Source organism: Nocardia sp. NPDC004260 (genome assembly GCF_053603155.1).
In genome coordinates, this window is the sequence record NZ_JBSGEZ010000007.1 from 1 (window position 1) to 25,662 (window position 25,662).

The window sequence follows — 25,662 nt, forward strand, 5'->3', positions numbered from 1 at the left end:
CCCCAAAAGGGTGAATCAGAAATATCTAAACTAGAGTCCGAAAACCCAGCAAAACAATCGCCAGCCGGAAAATTAGCTGACAAAAAATATCCGACACTCCACACGGGGGTATGAAGAGCCGAAACCAAAAATAATTGGCACTGACATTCATCGACACACTATTGAGTTCTCAAAGAACACACGCATCCACCATCGCCCGGTTTAAGCCGATTGATCGGTGAAGCAACTTTTCCAGCTTAGCTCAGCCGTGAACCCAGTTGCAAACTGGGGTCTCGTTCGAGCTAGTGTGACCGTCAGGCGCTCCTCGTCCTACCTCGTTTCCCTGGCCTCCCACTCAGCGTTTCCGCTCAGCTTCTCGGCTCCGGGTCGGTGTCCGTGTCGCTCTGACTTGGAATAAGTTACGTGTCTGCGTGCGTCATGTCAAATCGCCTGGTCAGGACGCATTTTTCGGAACGCTTTTGGTAACTCGCCACCGACCCGGACGCCGCGGCACTCAATCCGCGACGCCGACGCGCCTCACATCGCCACCGAGCGCCTGCAGCTGCTCGACGAAATTCGGATATCCGCGATCAATGTGGAAGACGTCGTGCACTTCGGTGGTCCCGTCGGCGACCAAGCCCGCGAGCACCAGACCCGCGCCGGCTCGAATATCCGACGACCACACCGGAGCGCTCGACAACCGCGGGATCCCACGAACCACCGCGTGGTGCCCATCGGTGCGCGCGTCGGCGCCGAGCCGGATCATCTCCTCCACGAACCGGAAGCGCGCCTCGAAGATGTTCTCGGTGATCATCGAGGTCCCGTCCGCGATCGACGCGAGCCCGATGGCCATCGGCTGCAAGTCGGTCGGGAAACCGGGGAACGGCAGGGTCGAGAAATTCACGGCGCGCGGACGCTCCGCCTGGACCACCCGGAAGCCGTCCTGCTCGAACGAAATGCGCGCACCCGCGGACCGCAGCTTGTCCAGCACCAGCGACAGGTGCTTGGGATTCACGCCGGTGACGCGGATGTCGCCAAGGGTCATCGCCGCGGCGATGCCCCAAGTCGCGGCAACGATGCGGTCCCCGATGACGCGGTGCGTGGTGGGCTCTAGACGTTCGACCCCCTGGATGGTGAGCACCGACGTGCCCGCGCCACTGATCCGCGCGCCCATCCGGACGAGCATGTTGCACAGGTCGACGATGTCGGGCTCGCGCGCGGCGTTGTCGATCACCGTCTCGCCCTCGGCGAGCACCGCCGCCATGAGGATGTTCTCGGTCGCGCCGACCGAGGGGAAATCCAAGCGGATGCGCGCACCCTGCAATTCGTCGGCCTTGGCGACCACACAACCGTGCTCGATCTCGCTCGTCGCGCCGAGTAGGCGCAGACCGGCCTGGTGCATGTCCAGCGGGCGGGAGCCGATGGCGTCACCGCCGGGCAGCGCCACGACGGCGCGCTTGCACCGCGCCATCAGCGGACCGAGCACGCACACCGACGCGCGGAACTGGGTCACCGCGGGGAAGTCCGCGTGATACTTCGGTTCGGCGGGCGTGGTGATGGCGACCACTCCGCCGTCGATGGTCACGTCGCAGCCGAGACCGCGTAGGACATCACCCATCAGCGGCACGTCGAGGATGTCCGGGCAGTTCGTGATCGTGGTGGTGCCCTCGGCCAGCAGCGCAGCGGCCATCAGTTTGAGGACGCTGTTCTTGGCGCCCCCGACCGTGACCTCACCGACGAGTCGATTTCCGCCGGTAACCAAAAACCGTTCCATGCCGCCTCTCCGCGTATTCGGCGCACTGTTGGTGCAAGGATAGTTGGGGCGGCGCACCACGGTGCCGCCTCTCCACGACTCCCCTCGCCTCCGGACGTTTTCGCCGTTCGTGCGAGTGCCGCGGGATGGGCGTACTGCGATCGACGAGGTGGTCTCGTCACCTTGCCAGCGATACCCAGTGATCGCTCGGGTACTCGCCTCGGGTGCTACGCGATCAGACGCCCGGCCGTTACCCGCCGGGCTTCCACAGGATATCGCCGCCGGGATTGGCGACCCGGCTCAGGATGAACAGCAGATCCGAGAGGCGATTGAGGTACTTGGCCGGCAGCGCGTTGGTGTCCTCCGGATGGGACTCGATCGCCGCCCAGGCCGAGCGCTCCGCACGGCGGGCGACCGTACGCGCGGTGTGCAGCAGGGCCGCCAGCGCAGTGCCGCCGGGCAGGATGAACGAATCGAGCGCAGGCAGCCCGGCGTTGAACTCGTCGCACCACGCTTCGAGCCGATCGATGTAGGGCTGGGTGACCCGCAGCGGCGGGTACTTCGGCTCCGCGATCACCGGGGTGGAGAGGTCGGCCCCGGCGTCGAACAGATCGTTCTGTATCTGCCGCAGCACCGCGAGCATCATTTCGTCCGGGCCGCCGAGGGCGATCGCGACGCCGATGGCGGCGTTCGTCTCATCGCAATCGGCGTAGGCGACCAGGCGTTGGTCGGTCTTCGCGACCCGGGAGAAGTCGCTCAATCCCGTGGTCCCGTCATCGCCGGTCCGCGTGTAGATCCGGGTCAAATGCACGCTCACAGCACAACCCTAACGGGCGCGGCCTGCGCGGGCCCGCCAATAGCCGTCGGACCGGGAACTACAGCCCCGGCATCCGCCGGGTGCGATCGGAGGGGCGGGACTCCACCCAGGAGAGGAAGGCGGTCAAAGAGTCGCGATCCAGGGCCAACTCGAAGTCGCCCGCGCGGTCGGACACCGCGATCACTGCGATGTCGTCGGTCATGATGTCGTATTCGTCGCCACGGGGGCCGCGGCGATCGCCGATCTCGATGCCCTGACGCCGGATGGTGGAATCCGGGCCGAGTTTCAGGCTGGTGAGTTTGAAGAAGACGAGACGATCCTCGTCATAGCGGATCAGGCCGTGCCGCCACCCCTGACCGCCGCGGGCGGGCAGTACGCGCAGGATCGCGGCAGTTCCGCCGCGCCGCAACATGATCAGGCGGTAAGTCGAGGCCAGGGCGAGGAACACGAGCGTTAGCACCAGAATGATCAGGAGAACCATCCCGGTTTGCAATGCCGTACGTCCCTTCGCTCCGCCGCCGTGTCGTCCACGGCATTCGATTGGCGGTGTACCAGCTTTTCGTGATTTCGCGGGCTTTCGCCCCGAGCCCGATGCTGACACCGCGTGCGGTCATTCAATCACGGCCCCGAGTTCACAAATGCCCCGGCCGTGTCCGACTCGCCTGAAAGACGCTGTCGGCGGTGAAGGAAGCTTCACCGCCGACAGCGATCGTTCTCGATGACAGGTTGTTGCTAGGCGTTCGCGTTCTGCTCGACCGCGCGCACCCGAGCCTGAGCGGCTCGCTGCTGCTCCTCGCTGGCGTCGGAGTCGGCCAGCACCCGGCGGGCCTCCTCGACGTCCACCTCGTCGGCGAATTCCGCCGACTCGGCGAGCACCCGAACCGAGTTCGCGGTCACCGAGAAGAAGCCGCCGTGCACCGCGGCGACGACCCGCTGACCATCGGTGTCCACGATCGCCACGGTGCCGCCCTCGACCAGCTGGCCGAGCAACGGCTCGTGCCCGGCCATGATGCCGATCTGGCCCTCGGTGGTCTGCGCGCTGACGAACGTCGCCTGGCCGGACCAGAGCAGTCGTTCGACCGCGACGAGATCGACTGACATTTCCGCCATCGGTGACTACTTTCCGAGGATCTTCTTCGCGGCCGCCTCGACATCGTCGAGACCACCGCAGCTGTTGAAGGCCTGCTCCGGGTAGTTGTCGAACTCACCCTTGCAGACGCGGTCGAAGTCGTCGATGGTCTGCTCGAGCGGCACGACCGAACCCGGCTGACCGGTGAACTTCTCGGCCACGATGAAGTTCTGGCCGAGGAACTTCTCCAGACGACGGGCGCGGCCGACGAGCACCTTGTCCTCTTCGGACAGCTCGTCCATACCGAGGATGGCGATGATGTCCTGCAGTTCCTTGTACTTCTGCAGGATCCGCTTCACCTCGTTGGCCACCCGGAAGTGCCGTTCGCCGACGATCGAGGCCTCCAGGATGCGGGAGGTCGAGGTCAGCGGGTCGACGGCCGGGTAGATGCCCTTCTGCGAGATCGGGCGGGAGAGCTCGGTCGTCGCGTCGAGGTGGGCGAAGGTGGTCGCCGGAGCCGGGTCGGTGTAGTCGTCGGCGGGCACGTAGATGGCCTGCAGGGAGGTGATCGACCGACCACGGGTCGAGGTGATGCGCTCCTGCAGCTCACCCATCTCGTCGGCCAGCGTGGGCTGGTAACCGACGGCGGAGGGCATGCGGCCGAGCAGGGTCGACACCTCGGAACCAGCCTGGGTGAACCGGAAGATGTTGTCGATGAACAGCAGCACGTCCTGGTGCTGCACGTCGCGGAAGTACTCGGCCATGGTCAGGGCCGAGAGCGCGACCCGCATACGGGTGCCCGGCGGCTCGTCCATCTGGCCGAAGACGAGAGCGGTGTCCTGGAGGACGCCCATCTCCTCCATCTCCAGGCGCAGGTCGGTGCCCTCACGGGTGCGCTCGCCGACGCCGGCGAACACGGAGGTGCCGGAGAATTCCCGCGCGATACGGGTGATCATCTCCTGGATCAGAACGGTCTTGCCGACGCCGGCGCCACCGAACAGACCGATCTTGCCACCCTTCACGTACGGGGTGAGCAGGTCGATGACCTTGATGCCCGTCTCCAGGATCTCGGTCTTGCCCTCGAGCTGGTCGAACGACGGCGGCTTGCGGTGGATGCCCCACTGCTCGCCCTCGCGGCCGAGGCCGGGGGTGTCCAGGCAGTCGCCCAGGGCGTTGAAGACGTGGCCCTTGACCACGTCACCGACCGGCACCGAGATCGGCTTGCCGGTGTCGGTGACGGTGGCACCGCGGACCAGGCCGTCGGTCGGCTGCATCGAGATGGTGCGCACGATGTTGTCGCCGAGGTGCTGGGCGACCTCGAGGGTCAGGGTCTTGGCCACCGAGGTCAGGGTGATCTCGGCGTGCAGAGCGTTGAACAGCTCGGGAATGGCTCCGCGCGGGAACTCGACGTCCACGACGGGGCCGATGACCCGGACGACGCGGCCTGCGGCGCCGCCGGTCCGGCTCGTGTTGTCTTGAGTGACAGCTGCGGTCATTGGTGTTGGTTCTCTCCGTGTCGATGTGCGGCCTTCGAGGGGCCTTCTATGTGCCCGTCGCTCAGGCCGCGGGTGGCGCTCAGTCGCGGTCCGAGCTCGACGCCAGCGCGTTCACGCCGCCGACGATTTCGCTGATTTCCTGCGTGATCTGGGCTTGGCGCACCGAGTTCGCCTCGCGCTGGAGCACGCTCGCGAGTTCATTGGCGTTGTCGGTGGCGGCCTTCATTGCGGTGCGCCGAGCCGCTGACTCGGATGCCGCTGCCTCGAGCAACGACGCGTAGATGCGCGTGTTGACGTACTTCGGCAGCAGCGCCGCCAGCAGCACATCGGCGTCGGGCTCGAATTCGTACTGCGCGTGGACCTCCGCGGTCGGTGAATCCGACACGATGTCCTCACCCAGGTCGAATTTCTCGTCGACGTAGCTCACCTGGATCGGCGCCAACCGGCGCACCTCCGGGGTCTGCGTCAGCATCGAGACGAAGCGGGTGTACACGACGTGCAGCTCGTCGACACCGGCGATGTCGCCCGTCCCGTTCGGAGCGGGCACCGCCCCGTCGGAGCCGGCCATGAAGGCGTCGACCAGGTGGTGGCACGCGGACGAAGCATCGGAGTACTTCGGCTGCTGCGAGAACCCGGTCCACGCCGACACGTACGAGCGATTGCGGAAGGCGTAGTACGTCAGGCCCTTGTTGCCCATGACGTAGAGCACCGGCTCTTTGCCTTCGTCACGCAAGGTGGTCATCAGCTCTTCCGCGCGCTTGAGCACGTTCGAGTTGTAGCCACCGCACATGCCGCTGTCACTGGTGATCACCAGCACGGCCGCCCGGCGCGGGTTGGCGCGCTCGGTCAGCAGCGGATGCGAAAGGTTCTTCGACGCGCTCGCCAGCTCGCTGAGGACCTTGGTGATCTCCTCCGCGTACGGCTTCGCGGCCGCGACCCTGGCCTGGGCCTTGGAGATGCGCGAGGTCGCGATCAGCTCTTGGGCCTTGGTGATCTTCTTGATCGAATTCACACCACGAATGCGGGAGCGCAATTCACGCAAGCTTGCCATCAGCGGTTCACACTCCCTTCGTTCGCTGCGTGGGATTGGCGGCATCCGCCGGGCACGAGGTGGTCGCTGCCACCCTCGTGCCCGTCGCGCATGCCGCGGATCGAATAGCGCATTTGCCGACCCGCGTTACTTCTCGACGTGCTTGCGGGTCACCGACAGCGACTCGACCTCTTCGTGGTCGAGCTGGCCGGCTTCGGCCTCGTTCACCACGGGGGTGCCGTCGGAGGTGAGGAAGGTTCCCAAGAACTTCTTGGTCGCCGCCTCGACCTTCTCGGCCGCCTCACCTTCGAGCACCTTGCCGCCCTCGATCGCCTTGAACACCTCGGGGACACTGCGGTGCAGCTCCTCGAGCAGTTCGGCGTTGAAGCGGCGGATGTCCGCGACCGGGATCGAGTCGAAGTAGCCACGGTCGACCAGGTAGATCGAGATGATCTGATCCTCGACCGGCACCGGCGAGTACTGGTCCTGCTTGAGCAGCTCGACCCAGCGGGCGCCGCGCTCCAGCTGAGCCAGCGAGGCCGCGTCCAGGTCGGAGGCGAAGGCGGAGAACGCCTCCAGCTCGCGGTACTGCGCAAGTTCGAGGCGCAGCGAACCGGCCACCTTCTTCATGCCCTTGGTCTGGGCGGCGCCACCGACGCGGGAAACCGAGGTACCGACGTTGATCGCCGGGCGGACACCCTTGTTGAACAGGTCGGACTCGAGGAACACCTGGCCGTCGGTGATGGAGATGACGTTGGTGGGGATGAACGCCGAGATGTCGTTGGCCTTGGTCTCGATGATCGGCAGACCGGTCATCGAGCCTGCGCCCAGCTCGTCGGACAGCTTCGCGCAACGCTCCAGCAGCCGGGAGTGCAGGTAGAAGACGTCACCCGGGTAGGCCTCGCGGCCCGGCGGGCGACGCAGCAGCAGCGAGATGGCGCGGTACGCCTCGGCCTGCTTGGTCAAGTCGTCGAACACGATGAGCACGTGCTTGCCCTGGTACATCCAGTGCTGGCCGATGGCCGAACCGGTGTAGGGGGCCAGCCACTTGAAGCCGGCGGAATCGGAGGCCGGGGCGGCGACGATGGTGGTGTACTCCAGCGCGCCGTGCTGCTCCAGCGCGGCCTTCACGCCCGCGATGGTGGAGCCCTTCTGGCCGATGGCGACGTAGATGCAGCGCACCTGCTTGGTCGGGTCGCCGGTCTCCCAGTTGGCCTTCTGGTTCAGGATCGCGTCGATGCAGACCGCGGTCTTGCCGGTCTTGCGGTCACCGATGATCAGCTGACGCTGACCACGGCCGATGGCGGTCAGCGCGTCGATCGCGGTGATGCCGGTGGCCAGCGGCTCCTCGACCGGCTGGCGCTCCAGCACGGTGGCGGCCTGCAGCTCGAGCACGCGCTGTTCCTCGGACTCGATCTCGCCGAGGCCGTCGATCGGCTGGCCCAGCGGGTTCACCACGCGGCCGAGGAACTTGTCGCCGACCGGAACCGAGAGCACGTCACCGGTCCGGCGGACCTCCTGGCCCTCCTCGATCTCGGCGAACTCGCCGAGGATGACCGCACCGATCTCACGGTCCTCGAGGTTCAGCGCCACGCCGAGCACGCCGCCCGGGAACTCGAGCAGCTCGTTGGCCATCGCCGAAGGCAGGCCGCTGACGTGCGCGATGCCGTCACTGGTGTCGGTGACCACACCGACTTCTTCGATGGAGGTCTCGGGGGTGTAGCTCTGGGTGTAGCTCTCGATCGCGCTACGGATCTCGTCGGAGGAGATCGTCAGCTCCGCCATGTTCTTCCTGCTCTCGCTGTCTGGGTCTGGAATGTCGGGGGTGGTGGAAGCGCGCTAGGTCAGGGCCCGGCGCAGCTTCTCCAGTCGGCCGAGTGCGCTGCCGTCGATCACGTCGTCACCGACGCGCACCACGACTCCGCTCAGCAGACTCGGGTCGACCTGGATGTGCACCGTGGTCGCCTTGCCGTAGATGCGCTGCAGCGAGGCGGCCAGCCGGTCGCGCTGCTGCTCGCTGAGCCCGATCGCGGCGCGCACGTGCGCGACGATCTGATTGCGACGCGCCGCCGCGAGGTCGGCCAGCTCGTCGAAGGCGGCGCTGATGCCCGACCGCTGCCTGGTCACCACCTGCTCCGCCAGGGTCAGGGTGATGGGCTCCGTCTTACCGGCGAGCAGCCGGTTGACCAGCTCGCGCTTGGCCGAAGCCTGCTGCGACCGATCCGAGAGTGCCTGCTCCAACTCGGGGTTGTCGCTGATGATCCGGCCGAGCCGGAACAGCTCGTCCTCCACCGCTTCGAGCCGGCCACGCTGGGCCGCCGACTCCAGCAACGCCTCCTGGCCGAGCAGCACCAGGGTGTCCACCAGGTCGGAGGTGCGCGACCAGTCCTGGGCCACCGCGGTGGTCAGCACTGCCAGCGTGGCAGCGCTGACCTTGCCGCCGAAGACCCGCTCGCACAGTTCCGCGCGCACGGAACCCGGCACCGACACGTCCGCGAGCGCCACACGCAGCGAACGCTGGTCGTCCAGCACGGCGACAACGGCGAACAGTTCCGAGCCCGTCGTGGCCGCAGCACTGTCGCTTCCGGTCAGAGCGGCCCGAAGCGCCTCCCGAGACCGGGCACTGGCCTCGCGGCTCGCTGCGTACATGCTTCTCACTTTCGCGTCGTTACCTTCCGACCCCGATGCCTGCGTCGGTCTGGTCGAGCTCGTCGAGGAACCGGTCGATCGAGGCCGCCTGCTTGGCCTCGTCCGAAACCGACTGCCCGATGATCTTCTCGGCCAGGTCGACGGCCGTGCGGCCGACCTCGTGGCGCAGCTCCGTCAGGATCTGCTGGCGCTGTGCTTCCAGCTGGGTGTGGCCTGCCGCGATGATGCGATCGGCTTCGGCCTGGGCCTCCGAGCGCATCTGCGCGAGGATCTCCTGGCCCTGGGTGCGCGCGTCCTCCCGGATGCGCGCGGCCTCGAGCCGGGCCTCGGCCAGCTGCTGCTGGTATTGCTGCAGGGTGAGCTGAGCTTCTTCCTGCGCGGCTTCCGCGCGAGCGATGCCGCCTTCGATCTTGTCCGACCGCTCATCGAGCGTCTTCATCAGGCGCGGGACCACGTACTTGTAGAACAGGGCCGCGATGATGGCGACGCAGACGATCGACCAGACGATGTCGTACGTTTCGGGGAGGAGAGGATTCACATCCTCTCCCTCCGCCGCCGCGAGCAAAACTGACTCGTACATCGGAATCAGAAAATGAAGCCGGCGACGAGACCGATGAGGGCAAGGGCCTCGGTGAACGCGATACCGAGGAACATGTTGGTGCGGATGGTGCCCTGGAGCTCAGGCTGACGCGCGATGCCCTCGATGGCCTTACCGACGACGATGCCGACGCCGATGCCGGGGCCGATCGCGGCGAGACCGTAGCCGACGGCGCCCAGGCCCTTGAAGGTGCTCTCGTTCGTGGCGGCTTGCTGGGCCAGGTAAGCGAGGCTCATGAGTCTTCCATTCCCTTTCTGTTGCTCACCCGCCGGTCGGCGTGGTGTAGCAGGTTTCCGGTAGTTGTGTCGGTGTCAGGTCAGTGATCGGCCGCGTGCTGTGCGAGTCCGATGTATACGGCGGTCAGCAGCGCAAACACGTAAGCCTGCAGGAAGATGACCAACAGCTCGAAAAGAGTGAATCCGAGTCCCGCGAGCAGCGAGAACGGCGAGAACACCTTCATCCACGCGGCGGCGTCGAACAGGAAGAACCAGGTCGCGCTGAAGAACAGCACCAGCATGATGTGGCCGGCGAGCATGTTCGCCATGAGTCGGACGGTCAGCGTGAACGGACGCAGGATGAAGGTCGAGACGAACTCGATCGGAATCAGCAGCACATGCAGTGCTGGGGGAACGTTCGGAACGACGATGCTGCTGCGCATGTAGTTCAAGAAGCCGTACTTCTTGATACCGACGTAGTTGAACGCCAGGTACGCGATGACGGCCAGCACCAGCGGCATGCCGATTCGGGCGTTCGACGAGATGTTCAACCCCGGAACGACACCCGAGAAGTTCAGAAAGAGGACCGTGAAGAAGATCGTCGCGATCAGCGGGAAGAACTTCCGTCCCGTTTCCTTGCCGAGGACCTCCTCACAGATCTGCTCTTTGACGAAGACCAGGCCGATTTCGGCGACATTCTGCAGGCCGCGCGGAACGATCCGGGGCGAGCGGAATGCCAGCACCATCACAACCACCAGAACAGCCGTCATCAGAATGCGGATCAGCATCAATCGATCGAGTTCGAACGGCGTTCCCTCGAACAGCACAGCTGGAGGGAAGAAGTCGGTAAGCGACGGCGCGTGGAACTCGGCCGCCAGTGTGGTGACGCTCAGCGTTCTCTCCCGTGTTCGGGCCGCGGGTACGGTCATTCCCGCGGTTCGATCGGACATTGACGATCAATTTGGGTCGACTCAGGTCGGCTCGAAGTTCGTCAGCAGCTGTGCGGTGATTCGAAATCCACCAGGCGTCTGTACGTGTGTCGGCGACATTCGTCGACATGCAGAACCGGAACACACCTCGGAGCCCGGCACGGCAGTAAGCATAGCGGCCCATGCAGGGGATCTCGGCGGTGACCCCTCGCTGATCCCCGACTTGGTCGCTTGCTTACCAACACTTTACCAAGTCATCTACGACAGCGTGTAGGGGGTGGGGGGTTTTCGTTACTGGCGGGTATCGGACGTGGGTTCCGAGTCGGTCGTCGTCACGTACGGAACCTTCTGCCGGACAACGCCGTACGTCTCCGCGCCGAGCACGATGACCAGGGCGCCGACCACGGTGAGGAACAACACGACCCGGTCGTAGAAGTCGAATCGGTGCAGGATCCCGACGACGATCAGCGCCACCAGGACCTTCCCCACCCAGCTGACCAGCATGACCAGGCCCGCGGTGCTCGGTGGCAGTTTCGCGCCGAACAGCACCACGGCCGCGGTGGTGAGGATGAAGCCGCCGCCGATCGCGGCGCCGAGCACCGCGCCCCACACGCCGGCGACACCCGAGACGGCCGCGCCCAGCGCGACCGACAGGACCACCAGCACGCCCAAGCCGATCAGTCCGTAGCGCAGCGCGGACCGCAGCGGCGCGTCGGGGCCGGGGACGGGTTCGGGTGTGAAGCTCACAGTCGCCGACTTTACCCGGACGCGGATCCGTCGCCCGCCGGGTCCCCACGCCGCAGCCCCGGAATAGCGGTGATCACCAAAGCGAAAACCAGCCCGCCCGCCATCAGCAACACGACCAGCCTGCGATCCATCAGCGAGGTGCCGACCGCGCCGAACGCGAGCACACCGACCCACAAATAGATCAACAACACCACGCGGCGATGGGAATGGCCGATCTGCAGCAAGCGATGATGCAAGTGCATTTTGTCCGGCGTCGAGAAACTCACGCCCGCGCGAACCCGTCGCACAATGGCGAGCAACAGGTCCAGCACCGGAATGAACATCACCGCACCGACCAGCAACAGCGGAGAAAGCAGACCGACGATGTCGCGCGGACCGTATCCCTGCAGCGGGATTCGCCCCGAGGCGCCGGTCGAGACCGCGGCCAGCATCAATCCGATCAACATCGAACCGGAGTCGCCCATGAATATTCGCGCGGGCTGGAAATTGTGCGGCAGGAATCCGAGGCAGCCACCCGCGAGCGCGGCGGCCAGCAACGCGGGGGGATAGGTGTCGACCGAGCCGCCCTGCTCGTTCATCAGACCGAGGCAGAACACGAAAACCGCGAGCGCGGCGATCAGCCCCAAGCCCGCCGCGAGGCCGTCCAGGCCGTCGACGAAGTTCATGGCGTTGACCAGGGTGACGGTGACCGCGACGGTAACGAGCCCGCCCTGCAATCCGTCCAGCACCACCGTGGTGTTGCTGAACGGGTTGTAGATCACATACCAGCCCAATCCCATGACGGCCATCACGCCCGCCGCCGTCACCTGGCCCGCGAACTTCGTCAGCGCGTCGAGTCCCCAGCGGTCGTCGACGATGCCTACCAGCACGATGATCGTGGCAGCCACCAGCACGGCGATCGGGATGTTGGGTTTGTAGTCGAAGCCGCTGCGCAGCGCGGGCAGCTGGTGGGCGAACAGCACCGCTGCGACCACACCGATGTACATGCCGACGCCGCCCATCCGCGGAATCGGCTTGACGTGCACGTCCCGGTCACGCGGCACGGCCACCGCGCCGAAGCCGATCGCCAGCACCCGCACCCCACCGGTGGCCAGGAACGTCACCACCGCGGAGATGAGCAGCACGACGAGCAGCTCCCGGAGCGGGACGACGGCGCTCGAACCCATCATCCGAGCTGCGCGGCGCCGCTGAGCGCTTCCGGCGACATGCCGAGCACCTCGGCGATGTCGGCGACGGGCACCGCGCCCACGCGCAGGATCCGCGGCTGATCGGCGGTCAGGTCGACGATGGTGGACGCGACCGCGTGTTCGGCCGGGCCGCCGTCGAGATAGACGCCGACCAGATCGCCGAGTTGATCGCGTGCCTCGGCGGCGGTCTTCGCCGGCGGCTGCCCGGACACGTTGGCGCTGGACACCGCCAGCGGGCCGACCTCACGCAACAGTTCGAGCGCGACCGGGTGCAGCGGCATCCGCAACATCACCGTCCCACGGGTGTCACCGAGATCCCAGGCGAGCGAAGGCGCTTGCTGCACAACCAGACTCAGACCGCCGGGCCAGAACGCCCGGATCAGCTCGCGCGCCTGCGGGCGCACCGAGAACACCAGGCCGTCGATGGTGTGCCAGGAACCGACGAGCACCGGCACCGGCATGTCCCTGCCGCGGCGCTTGGCCGCGAGCAACGAGTTCACCGCGGTCGAATCGAACGCGTCGGCGCCCAGCCCGTACAGGGTGTCGGTGGGCAGCACGACCAGACGTCCGGATTTCAGGGCGCTCGTGGCTGCGGACAGTCCCGCGGCGCGCGAGTCGGGATCCGCGCAGTCGTAGACGGTACTCACGGCAACCATCCTGGCATGCTGGGCCGCCTCTCCGAGAACTCAGGCCGTACTAGTTGGGTGAAAAGAGAGCCGCGTTCAGGTCTTGCGTCGGGTGCCGAGCGAGTTCTGGGCGTGCCCGGTGAGTTACCCGTGTGCTTGCGAAATCAGTCGTCACGTGGGCTGCGGCGGCTGTCGCCGCGCATCGGGAGCGTCCTCGATGCGACCTTTGCGGCTCGGCACCATGCCTGGATCCGTACTCCGCCGCACCGCACGCCATCGTCTCGAGCATCCCCCGCCGTTGTTCGGTTGCGCAGTGCTGCGCGGAGGCCGCGCCGGTGTGTCGCGTCTGTTCCTCGGCCCAGCGACCGGTCGCGAGACGCCCCGCGCAACCTGTTCGTGCGATGCCGCCCCACAGTCGTGCAGGCGTCGTCGTGTTGCCTCATCGCGGCGGTGCGGTCGTCGGAGGACGCGACCATCAGCGGAGTGGGCTTGGTCGGCAGCACAGACGCCGGGAAGGACCACACGGATTCGGTGCGCAACGGCGCGCGGCAGATCGTGCAGAGGACTTGCTCATGTATGCGTTGCGGCGACGAAGCGGGGTTTGCCTGCCAGGTCGGGGTGTTCGACGACGTCGGTGAAGGCGCCGGTGGCGGTGAGGAGGGCGGCTACGCCGGAGCCGTTGGTGTCGTCGTGCTCGATGGCGGTGGCGCCGCCTGGGCGCAGCAGCCGGGTGATGTTCGGGATCATGCCGCGTATCACCGACAATCCGTCCGGGCCGCCGAACAAGGCGACGGACGGATCGTGCTCGGCCACTTCGGGGTCGAGACCTGCGCCCTCCGGGATGTAGGGCGGGTTGGACACGACGATGTCCACCCGGCCGTTCAGGTCGGTGAGCAGGCCCGGATCGGTGGCATCGTCGGCGTAGAGGGTGATCGGGGTATCGCCCGCTGCGATCCGGTCGTCGGCGTTGCGCCGAGCCCAGACCTGCGCGGCGGGATCGAGTTCCACGGCGTGCACTTCGGCGTCGGGGCGGGCGTGCGCGAGGGCCAGTGCGAGCGCGCCCGATCCGGTGCACAGGTCGACGACGATCGGCGTGTGATCGTGCGGCAGCGCCTCCAGCTGCGCCAGCGCCCAGGCGTACAGCAACTCGGTCTCCGGGCGCGGCACGAAGACGCCGGGGCCGACCGCGAGATCGAGCGCACCCATCACGGCCGTTCCGGTCAAGTGCTGCAACGGGATTCGCCGTGCCCGGCGGGCGACCAACTCGCGGTACTCGTCCAACTTGCCTGGCGGGACGAGCGGCGTCAGCACCAGCCTGGTCCGCTCCACGCCGAGGACGTGCGCGGCGAGATGTTCGGCGTCGGCCCGCGGGCTGTGCACCCCGGCGGTCCGCAACGTCTCGATGGCGTCGTTGATGACGGGGCGCAGCGCTACTCGGCTCGTGGACATGACACCGACTCTGCCCGAACGACGATCATTCCGCGGCCATACGCGCTTCGCGATCCGCCTTCCCCAGGGCGTCGAGCAGCGCGTCGAGTTCCCCGTCCAGCACGGCGTCGAGGTTGTGCGCCTTGAAGCCGATCCGATGGTCGGTGATCCGGTTCTCCGGAAAGTTGTAGGTGCGGATGCGCTCGGAGCGGTCCACCGTGCGGATCTGGTTGGCGCGGCCCGCCGCGGCCTCCTGATCGGCCTGTTCTTCCGCCAGTGCCTGCAAACGCGCCGCGAGGACCTGCATGGCGCGCGCCTTGTTCTGCAGCTGGGAACGCTCGTTCTGGCAGGTGACCACGATGCCGGAGGGCAGGTGGGTGATGCGCACCGCGGAATCGGTGGTGTTGACGCCCTGACCGCCCTTGCCGGAGGAGCGGTACACGTCGATGCGCAGATCGGACTCGTCGATCTGCACTTCTTCGATCTCGTCGGGTTCCGGGTAGATCAGCACGCCCGCCGCCGAGGTGTGGATGCGGCCCTGCGATTCGGTCACCGGGACGCGCTGCACCCGGTGCACACCGCCCTCGAACTTGAATCGCGACCAGACACCGTCGCGCGCCGCGTCGCGGCTCTTGATCGACAGCGTCGCCTCTTTGTATCCGCCCAGGTCGGACAGGGCGGCATCGAGGATCTCGACCTTCCAGCCGTGGCGCTCGGCGTACCGCACGTACATGCGGGCCAGGTCGGCGGCGAACAGCGCGGACTCCTCGCCGCCTTCGCCGGACTTCACCTCGAGCACGACGTCGTCGCCGTCGTGCGGGTCGCGCGGGGCCAGCAGGTCGGCGAGAGCCTGTTCCAGTTCCTCGACCTGTCGTTCCAGATCCGGGACCTCCGCGGCGAACGCGGAGTCGTCGGCGGCGAGTTCCCGCGCGGCGGACAAGTCGCCGCGGGCCGTCTCCAGCTTGCGATAGGTGGCCATGACCGGGGCCAGCTCGGCGAATCGCTTGCCGACCCGGCGCGCGGCGCCCGCATCGTTGTGCAGCGACGGATCGGCCAGCTGCGTCTCCAGGCCGGCGTACTCGGCCAGAATGTCGTCGATGGCGGACGGTTGCGTCACAGTGCTTCCTTCTCCTGGTAGCTGTCCATACAAAACACCGACGCCCGGCCTGCGGGGCAGGACCGGGCGTCGGCGAGGAAGCTACTTGGCGTCGGCCTTCTTGCCGGCACGCTTGCCGTAACGAGCCTCGAAGCGGGCCACGCGGCCACCGGTGTCGAGGATCTTCTGCTTGCCGGTGTAGAACGGGTGGCACTGCGAGCAGACCTCGACGGTGATGTGTCCCGACTCCTTGGTGCTGCGAGTCTGGAAGGTGTTGCCGCAACCACAGACGACCGTGGTGTCGACATACGTCGGGTGAATTCCTGCCTTCATGGATGTCCTCTCGATTGTGGTCGCCGGGTCGCCCGCGCGAACGCGAAGCGTGAACCGGAACCGACTAGGCGGGAGCTCTGCTCACCTGAGCAGACGCAACGACCGTTCAGTATGCCAGAACTGCCGTTACGCTCCCAAAACGCCCCCGGCGAGTGGTTTGTTCCCGCCCCAGGTACTCCCCCATCGTTCACGCCCCCGGAAGTCCGGGCACGCGAATCCGCGCCACCTCCTGGACCCTGAAGTCGGGTAGTCCGCTACTCACGAATGTGAACGAATTCGTTCATAGAGTTGCAGACCTGGTGCACATCGGCGTGCCGAGACAGGAAAGGAGACCCCGTGAACGTCCGGATCGCGGCCGCGATTTTCGTTCTGCTGATTCTCTCGGTGGCCGTCGGTGTATCCGCGCTCGCCGCGACCCCGAACTATCCCGCGCCGAAGAACGCCGTGTACGTCCACACCTCGGAATCCGCCGCCCCCGATCCCGACGCGAGGTCTTGCGCCCTGATCATCGCTCTCCTCATCGGCGGCGCGGCCACGGTCGGCTTCGTCTTCTTCGCTCCCCAGACGCCGAAAGGGTCCCGCAGCGGCGGGACCCTTTCGGCCGTTGTCACGGCGCCGACCTGGCGCCGCTACTCACTCGTCGAGCGCGCCCGGCGCGGTCTTGCTCACCTGCATCAAGAACTCGATATTGTTCTTGGACTTCTTCAGACGGTCGATCAGCAGATCGATCGCCTGGTGCGAGTCCAGGCCGGACAGTACGCGGCGCAGCTTGTGCAGCACCCCCGCCTCGTCGGGGCTGAGCAGTAGCTCGTCCTTGCGGGTACCGGACGGGTTGACGTCCACCGCCGGGAACACCCGCCGCTCCGCGATCTTGCGGTCCAGCTTGAGCTCGGCGTTACCGGTGCCCTTGAACTCCTCGAAGATCACCGTGTCACCGGTCGAACCGGTCTCCACCATGGCGGTGGCGATGATCGTCAGCGAGCCGCCGTTCTCGATGTTGCGGGCCGCGCCGAGGAACCGCTTGGGCGGGTACAGCGCGGTGGAATCCACACCACCGGAGAGGATGCGGCCCGAGGCGGGCGAGGAGTTGTTGTACGCGCGCCCGAGCCGGGTGATCGAGTCGAGCAGCACGACGACGTCCTTGCCCATCTCCACCAGGCGCTTGGCGCGCTCGATGGCGAGTTCGGCGACCGAGGTGTGATCCGACGGCGGACGGTCGAAGGTCGAGGCGATGACCTCGCCCTTCACCGAGCGCTGCATGTCGGTGACCTCTTCCGGACGCTCGTCGACCAGCACCACCATGAGGTAGCACTCGGGGTTGTTGGTCGCGATCGCGTTCGCGATGTCCTGCAGGATCGTGGTCTTACCGGCCTTCGGCGGCGACACGATCAGGGCGCGCTGGCCCTTGCCGATCGGCATGATCAGGTCGATCACGCGGGTGGTCAGCTTGTTCTGCTGGGTCTCCAGCCGCAGGCGCTGGTTCGGGTACAGCGGGGTGAGCTTGCCGAATTCGGGACGGCGCTTGGCCGCCTCGACGTCGCCGCCGTTGACCGTGTCCAGCCGCACCAGCGGATCGAACTTCTGGCGCTGGTTGGACTGCTCGCCGTCGCGCGGGGCACGCACCGCGCCGGTGATCGCGTCACCGCGGCGCAGGCCGTTCTTGCGGACCAGGTTCATCGACACGTAGACGTCGTTCGGCCCGGCCAGGTAACCCGAGGTGCGGACGAAGGCGTAGTTGTCCAGCACGTCGAGGATGCCCGCGACCGGCTGGAGGACGTCGTCCTCGCGGATCTCGAGCTCGCGGGTCTCGCCGCCACCGCTGCCGCCGTCGCGGTCGCGCCCACGACGACGCTCCCGGAAGCGGCGTCCGCGCCGTCCGCGACCGCCCTCTTCGTCGTCGCCACCGCGGCCACCCGGGCTGCCGTTCTGGCTCTGCTGGCCGCGCTCGCCTTGGCCGCGCTCGCCTTGGCCACGCTCGCCTTGGCCACGGTCGCCCTGGCCACGCTCGCCCTGGCCGCGGTCGCTCTGGCCGCGGTCGCCCTGGCCACGGTCGCGGCGGCGCTCGCCACCTTGCTCGGCGTCCTGCTTCGGTTCCTCGGTACGCGTCTCGGCCTGCGCGGTATCGGTCGCGGATCGCGCCTGGTCACGGCCGCGCCGCTGCCGACCGCGGCCACGCTGGCCGCTGTCTCGGCCGGACTCCTCGGTGGTCTCGGTCGCCGTGGACGACGCCGCCTCGGCGGCGGGCGCGGAATCGGCGGGGGCCGTCTTCGCCGGGGCGGGAGCCTCGCTGGGCGCGGCCGAAGCCGCGGGCGTCACGTCGAGGGTCGCCTGCTCGGCCTTGGCCGGCGCCTGCTCAGCGGGAGCGGCGGTCTTCGCGGTGGCATCGGCCTTCGCGGTTGCCGCGGACTTGGCCTCGCTCTTGGCGGGCTTCTCCGCCTTCGCCGCCTTGCCCGCGGCCTGATTTTCCTTGATGGCGGCGATCAGATCGCCCTTGCGCATCCCGGAGGTGCCTCGGATACCGAGCTCCCCCGCGAGCGCACGCAACTGCGGCAACAACATTCCAGTCAGCCCCGATCGTGCGACGTCGGTGTGTTCGCTCATCTTCGAAATCTGTCCGGATTCACTATCGCGCTCGCCCGTCGGGTTCGATTCCACGCCGGGTGTCGCGAGCAGGTCCGTATCTGTCACGGAAATCCTTTCCTTCCCTCGATCGCCGTGTGCTGTTTCGAGGGTTCGTCCCGCAGCCCGGGCATTCTGCCGGACTGGGATGCGTCCGTCCGGGCGCTGTGTGCCGTATCACCTGCCCCGCCGGACCGGCGGCTTCTCCACCGTTGGTGAAAGGTGGGGAGAGATCATTCCAGTTGCGCAGCTACGCAGCACCCCCATGGCCTGGAGGCTCGAGCCTGGAGCCTGCTGGAGCGATTGCCCTGATGAAGCACCGGCGTCTGATGCGCACGATGTACGGACCTGCCCAGAATAGCTGTCCATTGCGAATCTCGGCAAGGCAGACTCGCCGTCAGTCGATCAGGACGCCTTCGGCGATTCCCGGCTCCACGACGCGCAGGCCGTCGGCCGTCGCCAGTTCGCGGAGTTCCGCGGGAAATTCGCTGGTCCCCAGGGCCAGGATGGTCGGTCCCGCCCCGGAGACGGTGGCCGCGATGCCCGCCGTGCGCAGGCGCGTGATCCAGGCGGTGGTCAGCGGTAGCGCGGGGGCACGCTGGGCCTGGTGCAGGCGGTCCGCGGTGGCGGGCAGCAGCAGGTCGGGACGCTGGGTGAGCGCCACCACGGCCAGCGCGGCGCGGCTGACGTTGAACGCCGCGTCGCCGTGCGTCACGACGTCGGGCAGCAGGCCGCGAGTGTGCGCGGTGGACGAGCGCTCCTCCGGGATCAGCACGACCGGGCGCAGTGCGGAATGCGCCTCCAGCCGCACCGCGCGGTAGACGCGACCGTGGTATTCCGTGCCAGGGGCCTCGTCGGCGGGGCGATCACTCTCGGTCCACGAGACCACGATCCCGCCGAGCACGCTGGCCGCCGCGTTGTCCGGATGTCCTTCGAATTCCGCGGCCAGCTGCACCATTCGGTCGGCAGGCGTGGCCAGCGCCGAGTCCAGTTTCGCGGCGAGGGCGCACCCGGCGGCAAGTCCGCCGACCACCGCCGAGGCCGAGGAACCGAGGCCGCGCGAATGCGGAATCACGTTGCGGCACACCACATCGAGGCCGTCGGCCCACACCCCGGCCGACTCCAGGCCGCGCTCGATCGCGCGGACCACGAGATGCGAAGGGCCCCACGGCACATCGTCGGCGCCCTCACCCTCGACCCGGATGGTGAGCCCGGAATCGGTAGTGCGCACCTGGATTTCGTCGTAGATCCCCAATGCCATACCGAGCGAGTCGAACCCGGGACCGAGGTTCGCGGTGGACGCGGGCACCCGGGCGGTCACGGTCAGACCGGCGGGCAGCGTCGCGCTCATGACCTGGCTGTCGCGCGAATTCAACTCAGGCCAGCTCTAATTCGGCGGCGACCGCGACCGGATCGACCGAGATCGGCTGCACCTGCGGCATGCCGGACAGCGCGGTGTCGGGGTCCTTGAGACCGTTGCCGGTCACGGTGCACACGACGGTGAGCCCGGCATCCAGCCAGCCCTCCTTGCGTGCGGCGAGCACACCGGCCACGCTGGCCGCCGACGCGGGCTCGACGAACACGCCCTCGGTCGCCGCGACCAGGCGGTACGCGTCGAGGATCTCCTCGTCGGTGGCGGCGCGGAAAGCGCCGCCGGACTGCTCCTTGGCCTCGACCGCGCTGTTCCAGGAGGCGGGCGCGCCGATCCGGATCGCGGTGGCGATGGTCTCGGGATCCTTCACCGGGGCGCCGTTGACCAGCGGGGCCGCGCCCGCGGCCTGCACGCCGAGCATGCGCGGCAGCCCGCCGGTGACGCCGTCGGCGTAGTACTCCCGGTAGCCACGCCAGTACGCGGTGATGTTGCCCGCGTTGCCGACGGGAAGGGCGTGCACGTCGGGGGCCTTGCCGAGCACGTCGCAGATCTCGAAGGACGCTGTCTTCTGGCCCTCGATGCGGGCCGGGTTCACCGAGTTCACCAGTCCGATGCTGGGGAAATCAGCGGTGACCTTGCGTGCGAGTTCGAGGCAGTCGTCGAAGTTGCCCTGCACCTGGATGATCTTCGCGCCGAGCATCACGGCCTGGGCCAGCTTGCCCATCGCGATCTTGCCCTGCGGAATCAGCACGGCGCAGCTCATGCCCGCGCGGGTGGCGTACGCCGCGGCGGATGCCGAAGTGTTGCCGGTGGACGCGCACAGCACCGCCTTCTGGCCGCGGTACTTGGCGTCGGTCATCGCCATCGTCATGCCGCGGTCTTTGAACGAGCCGGTCGGGTTCAGGCCCTCGACCTTCAGGTAGACCTCGCAACCGGTGATCTCGGACAGGTGCGGCGCGGGCACCAGCGGCGTTCCGCCCTCGTACAGCGTGACCGGCTCCCAGTCGGCCGCGCCGGCGAGCCGGTCGCGGTAGGCCGCGATCAGGCCCGGCCAGCGGGAGTGCACCCCTGCCTGTGGCGCGACGCCGGTCGCGTGCCCGCCCGTCTCCCGGCCGCCGCCCCTCATGGAGTCGCTGCGCGACGCTGTGGTCATTCTTCGGTGCCTTCCAATCTCAGAACGCTGGTCACGGATGTGACGGATGCCATTCCCGCCAGTGCGGCCACGGTGTCCGCGAGCGCCGATTCCACGGCGTGGTGGGTCACCACGACCAGGCGCGCACCCGAGCCGTGCCCTTCTTGACGGACGGTCGAAATGCTCACCCCGTGTTTGGCGAATTCGCCCGCCACCGCGGCCAGGACTCCAGGACGGTCCTCGACCTGCAGGTTCACGTGATAGCGGGTGGGCGTATCGCCGATCGGCGCGATCGGTAGCTCAGCATAAACCGATTCGCCGGGAGCGCGACCCCCATAGAACTTGTTCCGTGCCGCCATCACCAGATCGCCGAGTACGGCCGACGCGGTCGGAGCGCCGCCCGCGCCCTGCCCGTAGAACATCAGCCGCCCGGCGTTCTCCGCCTCGACGACCACCGCGTTGAACGCACCGGTCACCGCGGCCAGCGGGTGCTTGCGGGGGATGAGCGCCGGGTAGACGCGCACCGAGACCCGCTCTTTGCCGCCGTCCTCCGGTCCGGGCTCGCCGGGACCCGCGTCCACCCGCTCGCAGATGGCCAGCAGTTTGACCGTGCAGTCGAGCGCGGAGGCGGTTTCCAGATCCTCGGCGGTGATCCGCGAGATGCCCTCGCGGTAGACATCGGCGGCGGTCACCCGGGTGTGGAAGGCCAGCGAGGCGAGGATCGCGGCCTTGGCCGCGGCGTCGAAACCCTCCACGTCGGCGGTCGGGTCGGCTTCCGCGTAGCCCAGCCGGGTGGCCTCGGCCAGCGTCTGGGAGTAGTCGGCGCCGGTCTCGTCCATCGCGGAGAGGATGAAGTTGGTGGTGCCGTTGACGATGCCGACGACCCGGTTCACCCGGTCGCCCGCCAGCGACTGGATCAGCGGGCGCACCACGGGGATGGCGCCCGCGACGGCGGCCTCGAAGTACAGGTCGGCGCGGCTGGCTTCGGCGGCGGCGGCGAGCTCGCCGGTGTAGTCGGCCAGCAGCGCCTTGTTCGCGGTCACCACGGATTTGCCCGCGTTCAGCGCGGCCAGGATCAACCGGCGCGGCGGATCGATGCCGCCGATCACCTCGACCACCAGGTCGACGTCGTCGCGGGCGACCAGGGCGTCCGCGTCGGTGGTCAGCAGGTCCGCGGGGATGCCGCGGTCGGTGGCGAGACTGCGCACGGCCACACCGCGGAGCACCACCGGCGCGCCGACACGGGAACGCAGGTCATCGGCGTGCTCACGCAGGATGCGCACGACCTCGGTACCCACATTGCCCATGCCGAGGACCGCCACCCCGATCGGGCGATCGGTCCCCCACACGCCGTTCTTCGCGTTGACCGTCACGCTTCCACCTCCAAGCTGAGCAGGTCCGCCACCGTTTCCCGGCGCAGAATCAGACGCGGCTGTCCATCCCGCACCGCGACGACCGCGGGCCGGGTCAACTGGTTGTACCGGCTGGACATCGAGTAGCAGTACGCGCCGGTGGCGGCGACGGCGATCAGGTCGCCGGGGCCGACGTCGGCGGGCATCCAGGTGTCCCGGATGACGATATCGCCGCTCTCGCAATGCTTTCCGACGACGCGCGCCACCACCGGCCCGGCCTGCGACGACCGCGACACCAGACGGCAGTCGTAATCGGCCTGGTACAGCGCGGGCCGGATGTTGTCGCTCATGCCGCCGTCGACACTCACGTACCGGCGGCGCAGACCGCCGTCCAGCGAGACGTCCTTGATGGTGCCGACCTCGTAGAGCGTCACCGTGCCGGGCCCCGCGATGGCCCGGCCCGGCTCCACCGCGATCGTCGGCGTGGGCAGGCCCGCGCGTTCGGCTTCGGCGGCGACCAGTTCGCGCAGGTTCACCGCGAACCGGTCCAGCGGCGGCGGGTCGTCCGACGGCAGATACGAAATGCCAAGTCCGCCACCGAGATCCAGCGTCGCGATCTGCACGGTGCGCTCGATGCCGAACTTGTCGATGGCTTCGCGGAGCAGGCCGAGCATGCGCCGCGCGGCGATCTCGAAGCCGTCGATCTCGAAGATCTGCGAGCCGATGTGGCTGTGCAGGCCGACCAAGCGCAGGTTGTCGGCGTCGAAGACGCGCGCGAGCGCCTCCATCGCGTCGCCGCCCGCGATCGAGAAACCGAACTTCTGGTCCTCGTGCGCGGTCGAAATGTATTCGTGGGTATGGGCTTCCACTCCGACGGTGACCCGCACCAGTACGTCCTGCACCACGCCCGCGCGGCTCGCGACGGCTTCCAGGCGCTCGATCTCGATGAGCGAGTCAACCACGACGTGGCCGACGCCCGCGGACACCGCGGCTTCCAGCTCGGCGACGGATTTGTTGTTGCCGTGCAGGGCGATTCGCTCCGCGGGGAAGCCCGCGTGCAACGCGATGGCGAGTTCGCCGCCGGAGCAGACGTCCAGCGAGAGGCCCTCGTCCCGGATCCAGCGGGCGACCTCGCCGCACAGGAACGCCTTCGACGCGTAGTGGACTCGCGCGTTCGCCCCGAACGCGCGGACCATGTCGCGGCAGCGGGAACGGAAGTCGTCCTCGTCCACCACGAACAGCGGGGTCCCGAACCGCTCGGCCAGCTCGTACACCGGCACGCCCGCCAGGTGGACCACGCCCGCGTCGTCGCGGGTCGCGTTGCGCGGCCAGACGTTCGCGGGCAGGTCGATCATCTGCCGCGGATCGCTCGGGCGCTCAGGCAGATTCGGCGCATGCGGCATCTCGGCGTGCCGGGGACCGGCGGGATGCGCGCTCATACCTCCACCTCGCTAGCGCTCGGCTCCGGCATGACCGCGCATGCGGCTGTAACGATGGTTCGCAGGCTCACGACGTCCACCTCGCTACGCTCGCTCACTTTCGCTTCCTTCCTCGCTTCGGTCGACCGGACGGTCACATGCGCTCCGGCGCACTGACGCCGAGCAGGCCCAAGCCGTTGGCCAAGACCTGGCGCGTGGCGTTGACCAGAGCGAGCCTGGCCGCGTTCGTCGGCGAGACGGGGTCGTCGCCGAGCGGCAGGACGCGCAGGTTCTTGTTGGTCTGGAAACGGTGGTACGCGCCGGCCAGTTCCTCCAGGTAGCGGGCTACCCGATGCGGTTCGCGCAAGCTCGCCGCACCGCTCACCACGCGCGGGTATTCGCCGAGGGTGCGGATCAGCTCGCCTTCCTCGTCGGACGACAGCAGCGCGAGGTCGGCGGCGACGGAGTCGTAATCGAATTCGGCGGCATTGCGCGCGATGGACGCGGTCCGCGCGTGCGCGTACTGCACGTAGTAGACCGGGTTCTCGTTGCTCTGACTGGCCCACAGGTTCAGATCGATGTCGATGCTCGAGTTCACCGACGAACGCACCAGGGAGTACCGCGCCGCGTCCACGCCGATCGCCTCGACCAGGTCGTCGAGGGTGACCACGGTCCCAGCGCGCTTGCTCATCTTCACCGCGACGCCGTCGCGCAGCAGGTTCACCATCTGCCCGATCAGCACCTCGACCGTGGCCGGGTCGTCGCCGAACGCGGCCGCGGCGGCCTTCAGTCTGCCGATGTAACCGTGGTGGTCGGCGCCGAGCATGTAGATGCACAGGTCGAAGCCGCGGGCCCGCTTGTCCTGGAAGTAGGCGATGTCGCCCGCGATGTAGGCGGCTTTGCCGTCGCTCTTGATGACCACCCGGTCCTGGTCGTCACCGTATTCCGAGCTGGCGATCCACCAGGCGCCGTCCTTCTCGTACAGGTCTCCGGAGTTCTTCAGCCGCTCCACGGCCTGCTCGACCGCGCCGGAGGCGAACAGCGAGCTCTCGTTGAAGTAGACGTCGAAGTCGGTGCCGAATTCGTGCAACGACTCCCTGATGTGCGCGAACATCAGCTCGACGCCTTCGGCACGGAACAGCTCGAGGCGCTCGGCCTCCGGCATGCTCAGCACGTCCGGGGTGGCGGCCACGATCTTGTCGGCGATCTCACCGATGTAGGCGCCCGCGTACCCGTTCTCCGGGGTCGGCGCGCCGGTGGCGGCCGCGGCCAGCGAGGCGGCGAACCGGTCGATCTGCGCGCCGTGGTCGTTGAAGTAGTACTCGCGCACCACGTCCGCGCCCTGCGCGGCCAGGATGCGGCCCAGCGCGTCGCCGACCGAGGCCCACCGGGTGCCGCCCAGATGCACGGGACCGGTCGGGTTGGCCGAGACGAACTCGAGGTTGATCCGGGTGCCCTTCAGCGTCTCGGCGGTGCCGTACGCGGCGCCCGCGGCGAGCACCCGCTCGATGATCGCGCCCTGCGCGGAGGCCGCGAGGCGGATGTTCAGGAAGCCGGGCCCGGCGACCTCGGCGGCGGCGACGCCGTCGGCGGCGGCCAGCGCGTCGGCCAGCCAGGTGGCCAGATCACGCGGCTTCGTTCCGGCGCGCTTGGCCACCTGCATCGCGACATTCGTGGCATAGTCGCCGTGTTCGGGGTTGCGGGGACGCTCCACGGTGACCTCGTCGGGCAGGACCGCGGGGTCCAGTCCACGTTCGACAAGCACCTTCGCCGCGGTAGAGCGAAGGAGATCTGCAAGGTCAGCTGGAGTCACGAGT

At 67.8% G+C, this 25,662-nt stretch carries 24 protein-coding genes; all 24 read right to left on the bottom strand.

The features are described from left to right. Positions 1 to 493: 493 nt before the first annotated feature. The 24 genes from murA to argS all read right to left on the bottom strand — a co-directional run bounded on the left by murA (position 494) and on the right by argS (position 25,658). Positions 494 to 1,753, bottom strand: a complete 1,260-nt coding sequence (gene murA, locus ACWEO7_RS06280; RefSeq protein ID WP_450016304.1) for a UDP-N-acetylglucosamine 1-carboxyvinyltransferase — start codon at positions 1,751 to 1,753, stop codon at positions 494 to 496. Between the two features lie 229 nt (positions 1,754 to 1,982). Next, complete coding sequence (locus ACWEO7_RS06285) at positions 1,983 to 2,549, bottom strand: cob(I)yrinic acid a,c-diamide adenosyltransferase (protein WP_452421263.1); 567 nt, start codon at positions 2,547 to 2,549, stop codon at positions 1,983 to 1,985. A gap of 58 nt (positions 2,550 to 2,607) precedes the next feature. Then, entirely contained in the window at positions 2,608 to 3,030 is a 423-nt protein-coding gene (locus tag ACWEO7_RS06290; RefSeq protein WP_039796346.1) for a DUF2550 domain-containing protein, read from the bottom strand. A gap of 251 nt (positions 3,031 to 3,281) precedes the next feature. Then, positions 3,282 to 3,659 carry a F0F1 ATP synthase subunit epsilon gene (locus tag ACWEO7_RS06295; protein WP_355073713.1) on the bottom strand — a complete coding sequence of 126 codons (378 nt, stop codon included), beginning with the start codon at positions 3,657 to 3,659 and terminating at the stop codon, positions 3,282 to 3,284. A gap of 6 nt (positions 3,660 to 3,665) precedes the next feature. Next, positions 3,666 to 5,114, bottom strand: a complete 1,449-nt coding sequence (atpD, locus tag ACWEO7_RS06300) for a F0F1 ATP synthase subunit beta (RefSeq protein ID WP_450016308.1) — start codon at positions 5,112 to 5,114, stop codon at positions 3,666 to 3,668. A gap of 79 nt (positions 5,115 to 5,193) precedes the next feature. After that, positions 5,194 to 6,165 carry a F0F1 ATP synthase subunit gamma gene (locus ACWEO7_RS06305; protein WP_450016310.1) on the bottom strand — a complete coding sequence of 324 codons (972 nt, stop codon included), beginning with the start codon at positions 6,163 to 6,165 and terminating at the stop codon, positions 5,194 to 5,196. 126 nt (positions 6,166 to 6,291) lie between these two features. Further along, entirely contained in the window at positions 6,292 to 7,929 is a 1,638-nt protein-coding gene (atpA, locus tag ACWEO7_RS06310) for a F0F1 ATP synthase subunit alpha (RefSeq protein ID WP_452421265.1), read from the bottom strand. Positions 7,930 to 7,983: 54 nt separating this feature from the next. Continuing rightward, positions 7,984 to 8,793 (bottom strand): F0F1 ATP synthase subunit delta, encoded by an 810-nt coding sequence (locus ACWEO7_RS06315; RefSeq protein ID WP_452421267.1) that lies wholly within the window; start codon positions 8,791 to 8,793, stop codon positions 7,984 to 7,986. Between the two features lie 19 nt (positions 8,794 to 8,812). After that, positions 8,813 to 9,373, bottom strand: coding sequence for a F0F1 ATP synthase subunit B (locus ACWEO7_RS06320; protein ID WP_452421269.1), 561 nt, complete (start codon positions 9,371 to 9,373; stop codon positions 8,813 to 8,815). A 5-nt stretch (positions 9,374 to 9,378) separates the two neighbouring features. Further along, complete coding sequence (locus ACWEO7_RS06325) at positions 9,379 to 9,627, bottom strand: ATP synthase F0 subunit C (protein WP_450016318.1); 249 nt, start codon at positions 9,625 to 9,627, stop codon at positions 9,379 to 9,381. A gap of 80 nt (positions 9,628 to 9,707) precedes the next feature. Further along, positions 9,708 to 10,556 (bottom strand): F0F1 ATP synthase subunit A, encoded by an 849-nt coding sequence (gene atpB, locus ACWEO7_RS06330; RefSeq protein WP_452421271.1) that lies wholly within the window; start codon positions 10,554 to 10,556, stop codon positions 9,708 to 9,710. Positions 10,557 to 10,826: 270 nt separating this feature from the next. Then, positions 10,827 to 11,282, bottom strand: coding sequence for a hypothetical protein (locus ACWEO7_RS06335; protein ID WP_355073702.1), 456 nt, complete (start codon positions 11,280 to 11,282; stop codon positions 10,827 to 10,829). Positions 11,283 to 11,293: 11 nt separating this feature from the next. Beyond that, positions 11,294 to 12,451, bottom strand: coding sequence for a glycosyltransferase family 4 protein (locus ACWEO7_RS06340; protein WP_355073701.1), 1,158 nt, complete (start codon positions 12,449 to 12,451; stop codon positions 11,294 to 11,296). Next, on the bottom strand, positions 12,448 to 13,116 hold the full coding sequence (locus ACWEO7_RS06345) for an L-threonylcarbamoyladenylate synthase (protein WP_450016493.1): 669 nt from the start codon (positions 13,114 to 13,116) through the stop codon (positions 12,448 to 12,450). Before ACWEO7_RS06345 ends, ACWEO7_RS06340 begins: the two co-directional genes overlap by 4 nt. 549 nt (positions 13,117 to 13,665) lie before the next feature. Further along, complete coding sequence (gene prmC, locus ACWEO7_RS06350; RefSeq protein WP_379252169.1) at positions 13,666 to 14,544, bottom strand: peptide chain release factor N(5)-glutamine methyltransferase; 879 nt, start codon at positions 14,542 to 14,544, stop codon at positions 13,666 to 13,668. 25 nt (positions 14,545 to 14,569) lie between these two features. Then, entirely contained in the window at positions 14,570 to 15,640 is a 1,071-nt protein-coding gene (gene prfA / locus ACWEO7_RS06355) for a peptide chain release factor 1 (RefSeq protein WP_452421273.1), read from the bottom strand. Between the two features lie 81 nt (positions 15,641 to 15,721). After that, a complete protein-coding gene (rpmE, locus tag ACWEO7_RS06360; RefSeq protein WP_039796334.1) occupies positions 15,722 to 15,952 on the bottom strand; it encodes a 50S ribosomal protein L31 in 231 nt (76 codons plus the stop codon). 422 nt (positions 15,953 to 16,374) lie between these two features. Further along, positions 16,375 to 16,563 carry a hypothetical protein gene (locus ACWEO7_RS06365; RefSeq protein WP_452421275.1) on the bottom strand — a complete coding sequence of 63 codons (189 nt, stop codon included), beginning with the start codon at positions 16,561 to 16,563 and terminating at the stop codon, positions 16,375 to 16,377. Between the two features lie 22 nt (positions 16,564 to 16,585). Next, positions 16,586 to 18,640, bottom strand: a complete 2,055-nt coding sequence (rho, locus tag ACWEO7_RS06370) for a transcription termination factor Rho (RefSeq protein WP_452421276.1) — start codon at positions 18,638 to 18,640, stop codon at positions 16,586 to 16,588. A 328-nt stretch (positions 18,641 to 18,968) separates the two neighbouring features. Beyond that, on the bottom strand, positions 18,969 to 19,922 hold the full coding sequence (thrB, locus tag ACWEO7_RS06375) for a homoserine kinase (protein ID WP_452421278.1): 954 nt from the start codon (positions 19,920 to 19,922) through the stop codon (positions 18,969 to 18,971). A 25-nt stretch (positions 19,923 to 19,947) separates the two neighbouring features. Beyond that, positions 19,948 to 21,069 carry a threonine synthase gene (gene thrC, locus ACWEO7_RS06380; RefSeq protein ID WP_452421423.1) on the bottom strand — a complete coding sequence of 374 codons (1,122 nt, stop codon included), beginning with the start codon at positions 21,067 to 21,069 and terminating at the stop codon, positions 19,948 to 19,950. A gap of 23 nt (positions 21,070 to 21,092) precedes the next feature. Beyond that, on the bottom strand, positions 21,093 to 22,448 hold the full coding sequence (locus ACWEO7_RS06385) for a homoserine dehydrogenase (protein ID WP_450016331.1): 1,356 nt from the start codon (positions 22,446 to 22,448) through the stop codon (positions 21,093 to 21,095). Further along, on the bottom strand, positions 22,445 to 23,866 hold the full coding sequence (gene lysA, locus ACWEO7_RS06390) for a diaminopimelate decarboxylase (RefSeq protein ID WP_452421280.1): 1,422 nt from the start codon (positions 23,864 to 23,866) through the stop codon (positions 22,445 to 22,447). Before lysA ends, ACWEO7_RS06385 begins: the two co-directional genes overlap by 4 nt. A 133-nt stretch (positions 23,867 to 23,999) precedes the next feature. Continuing rightward, positions 24,000 to 25,658 (bottom strand): arginine--tRNA ligase, encoded by a 1,659-nt coding sequence (argS, locus tag ACWEO7_RS06395; protein WP_452421281.1) that lies wholly within the window; start codon positions 25,656 to 25,658, stop codon positions 24,000 to 24,002. Positions 25,659 to 25,662 lie beyond the last annotated feature (4 nt).

Excerpts from the sequence above, each read along its gene's own strand:
- murA (WP_450016304.1), bottom strand. The coding sequence starts at position 1,753 with ATGGAACGGTTTTTGGTTACCGGCGGAAATCGACTCGTCGGTGAGGTC.
- ACWEO7_RS06290 (WP_039796346.1), bottom strand. The coding sequence starts at position 3,030 with ATGGTTCTCCTGATCATTCTGGTGCTAACGCTCGTGTTCCTCGCCCTG.
- ACWEO7_RS06295 (WP_355073713.1), bottom strand. The coding sequence starts at position 3,659 with ATGGCGGAAATGTCAGTCGATCTCGTCGCGGTCGAACGACTGCTCTGG.
- atpD (WP_450016308.1), bottom strand. The coding sequence starts at position 5,114 with ATGACCGCAGCTGTCACTCAAGACAACACGAGCCGGACCGGCGGCGCC.
- ACWEO7_RS06305 (WP_450016310.1), bottom strand. The coding sequence starts at position 6,165 with ATGGCAAGCTTGCGTGAATTGCGCTCCCGCATTCGTGGTGTGAATTCG.
- atpA (WP_452421265.1), bottom strand. The coding sequence starts at position 7,929 with ATGGCGGAGCTGACGATCTCCTCCGACGAGATCCGTAGCGCGATCGAG.
- ACWEO7_RS06315 (WP_452421267.1), bottom strand. The coding sequence starts at position 8,793 with ATGTACGCAGCGAGCCGCGAGGCCAGTGCCCGGTCTCGGGAGGCGCTT.
- ACWEO7_RS06320 (WP_452421269.1), bottom strand. The coding sequence starts at position 9,373 with ATGTACGAGTCAGTTTTGCTCGCGGCGGCGGAGGGAGAGGATGTGAAT.
- ACWEO7_RS06325 (WP_450016318.1), bottom strand. The coding sequence starts at position 9,627 with ATGAGCCTCGCTTACCTGGCCCAGCAAGCCGCCACGAACGAGAGCACC.
- atpB (WP_452421271.1), bottom strand. The coding sequence starts at position 10,556 with ATGTCCGATCGAACCGCGGGAATGACCGTACCCGCGGCCCGAACACGG.
- ACWEO7_RS06340 (WP_355073701.1), bottom strand. The coding sequence starts at position 12,451 with ATGATGGGTTCGAGCGCCGTCGTCCCGCTCCGGGAGCTGCTCGTCGTG.
- prmC (WP_379252169.1), bottom strand. The coding sequence starts at position 14,544 with ATGTCCACGAGCCGAGTAGCGCTGCGCCCCGTCATCAACGACGCCATC.
- rpmE (WP_039796334.1), bottom strand. The coding sequence starts at position 15,952 with ATGAAGGCAGGAATTCACCCGACGTATGTCGACACCACGGTCGTCTGT.
- thrB (WP_452421278.1), bottom strand. The coding sequence starts at position 19,922 with ATGAGCGCGACGCTGCCCGCCGGTCTGACCGTGACCGCCCGGGTGCCC.
- thrC (WP_452421423.1), bottom strand. The coding sequence starts at position 21,069 with ATGAGGGGCGGCGGCCGGGAGACGGGCGGGCACGCGACCGGCGTCGCG.
- lysA (WP_452421280.1), bottom strand. The coding sequence starts at position 23,866 with ATGAGCGCGCATCCCGCCGGTCCCCGGCACGCCGAGATGCCGCATGCG.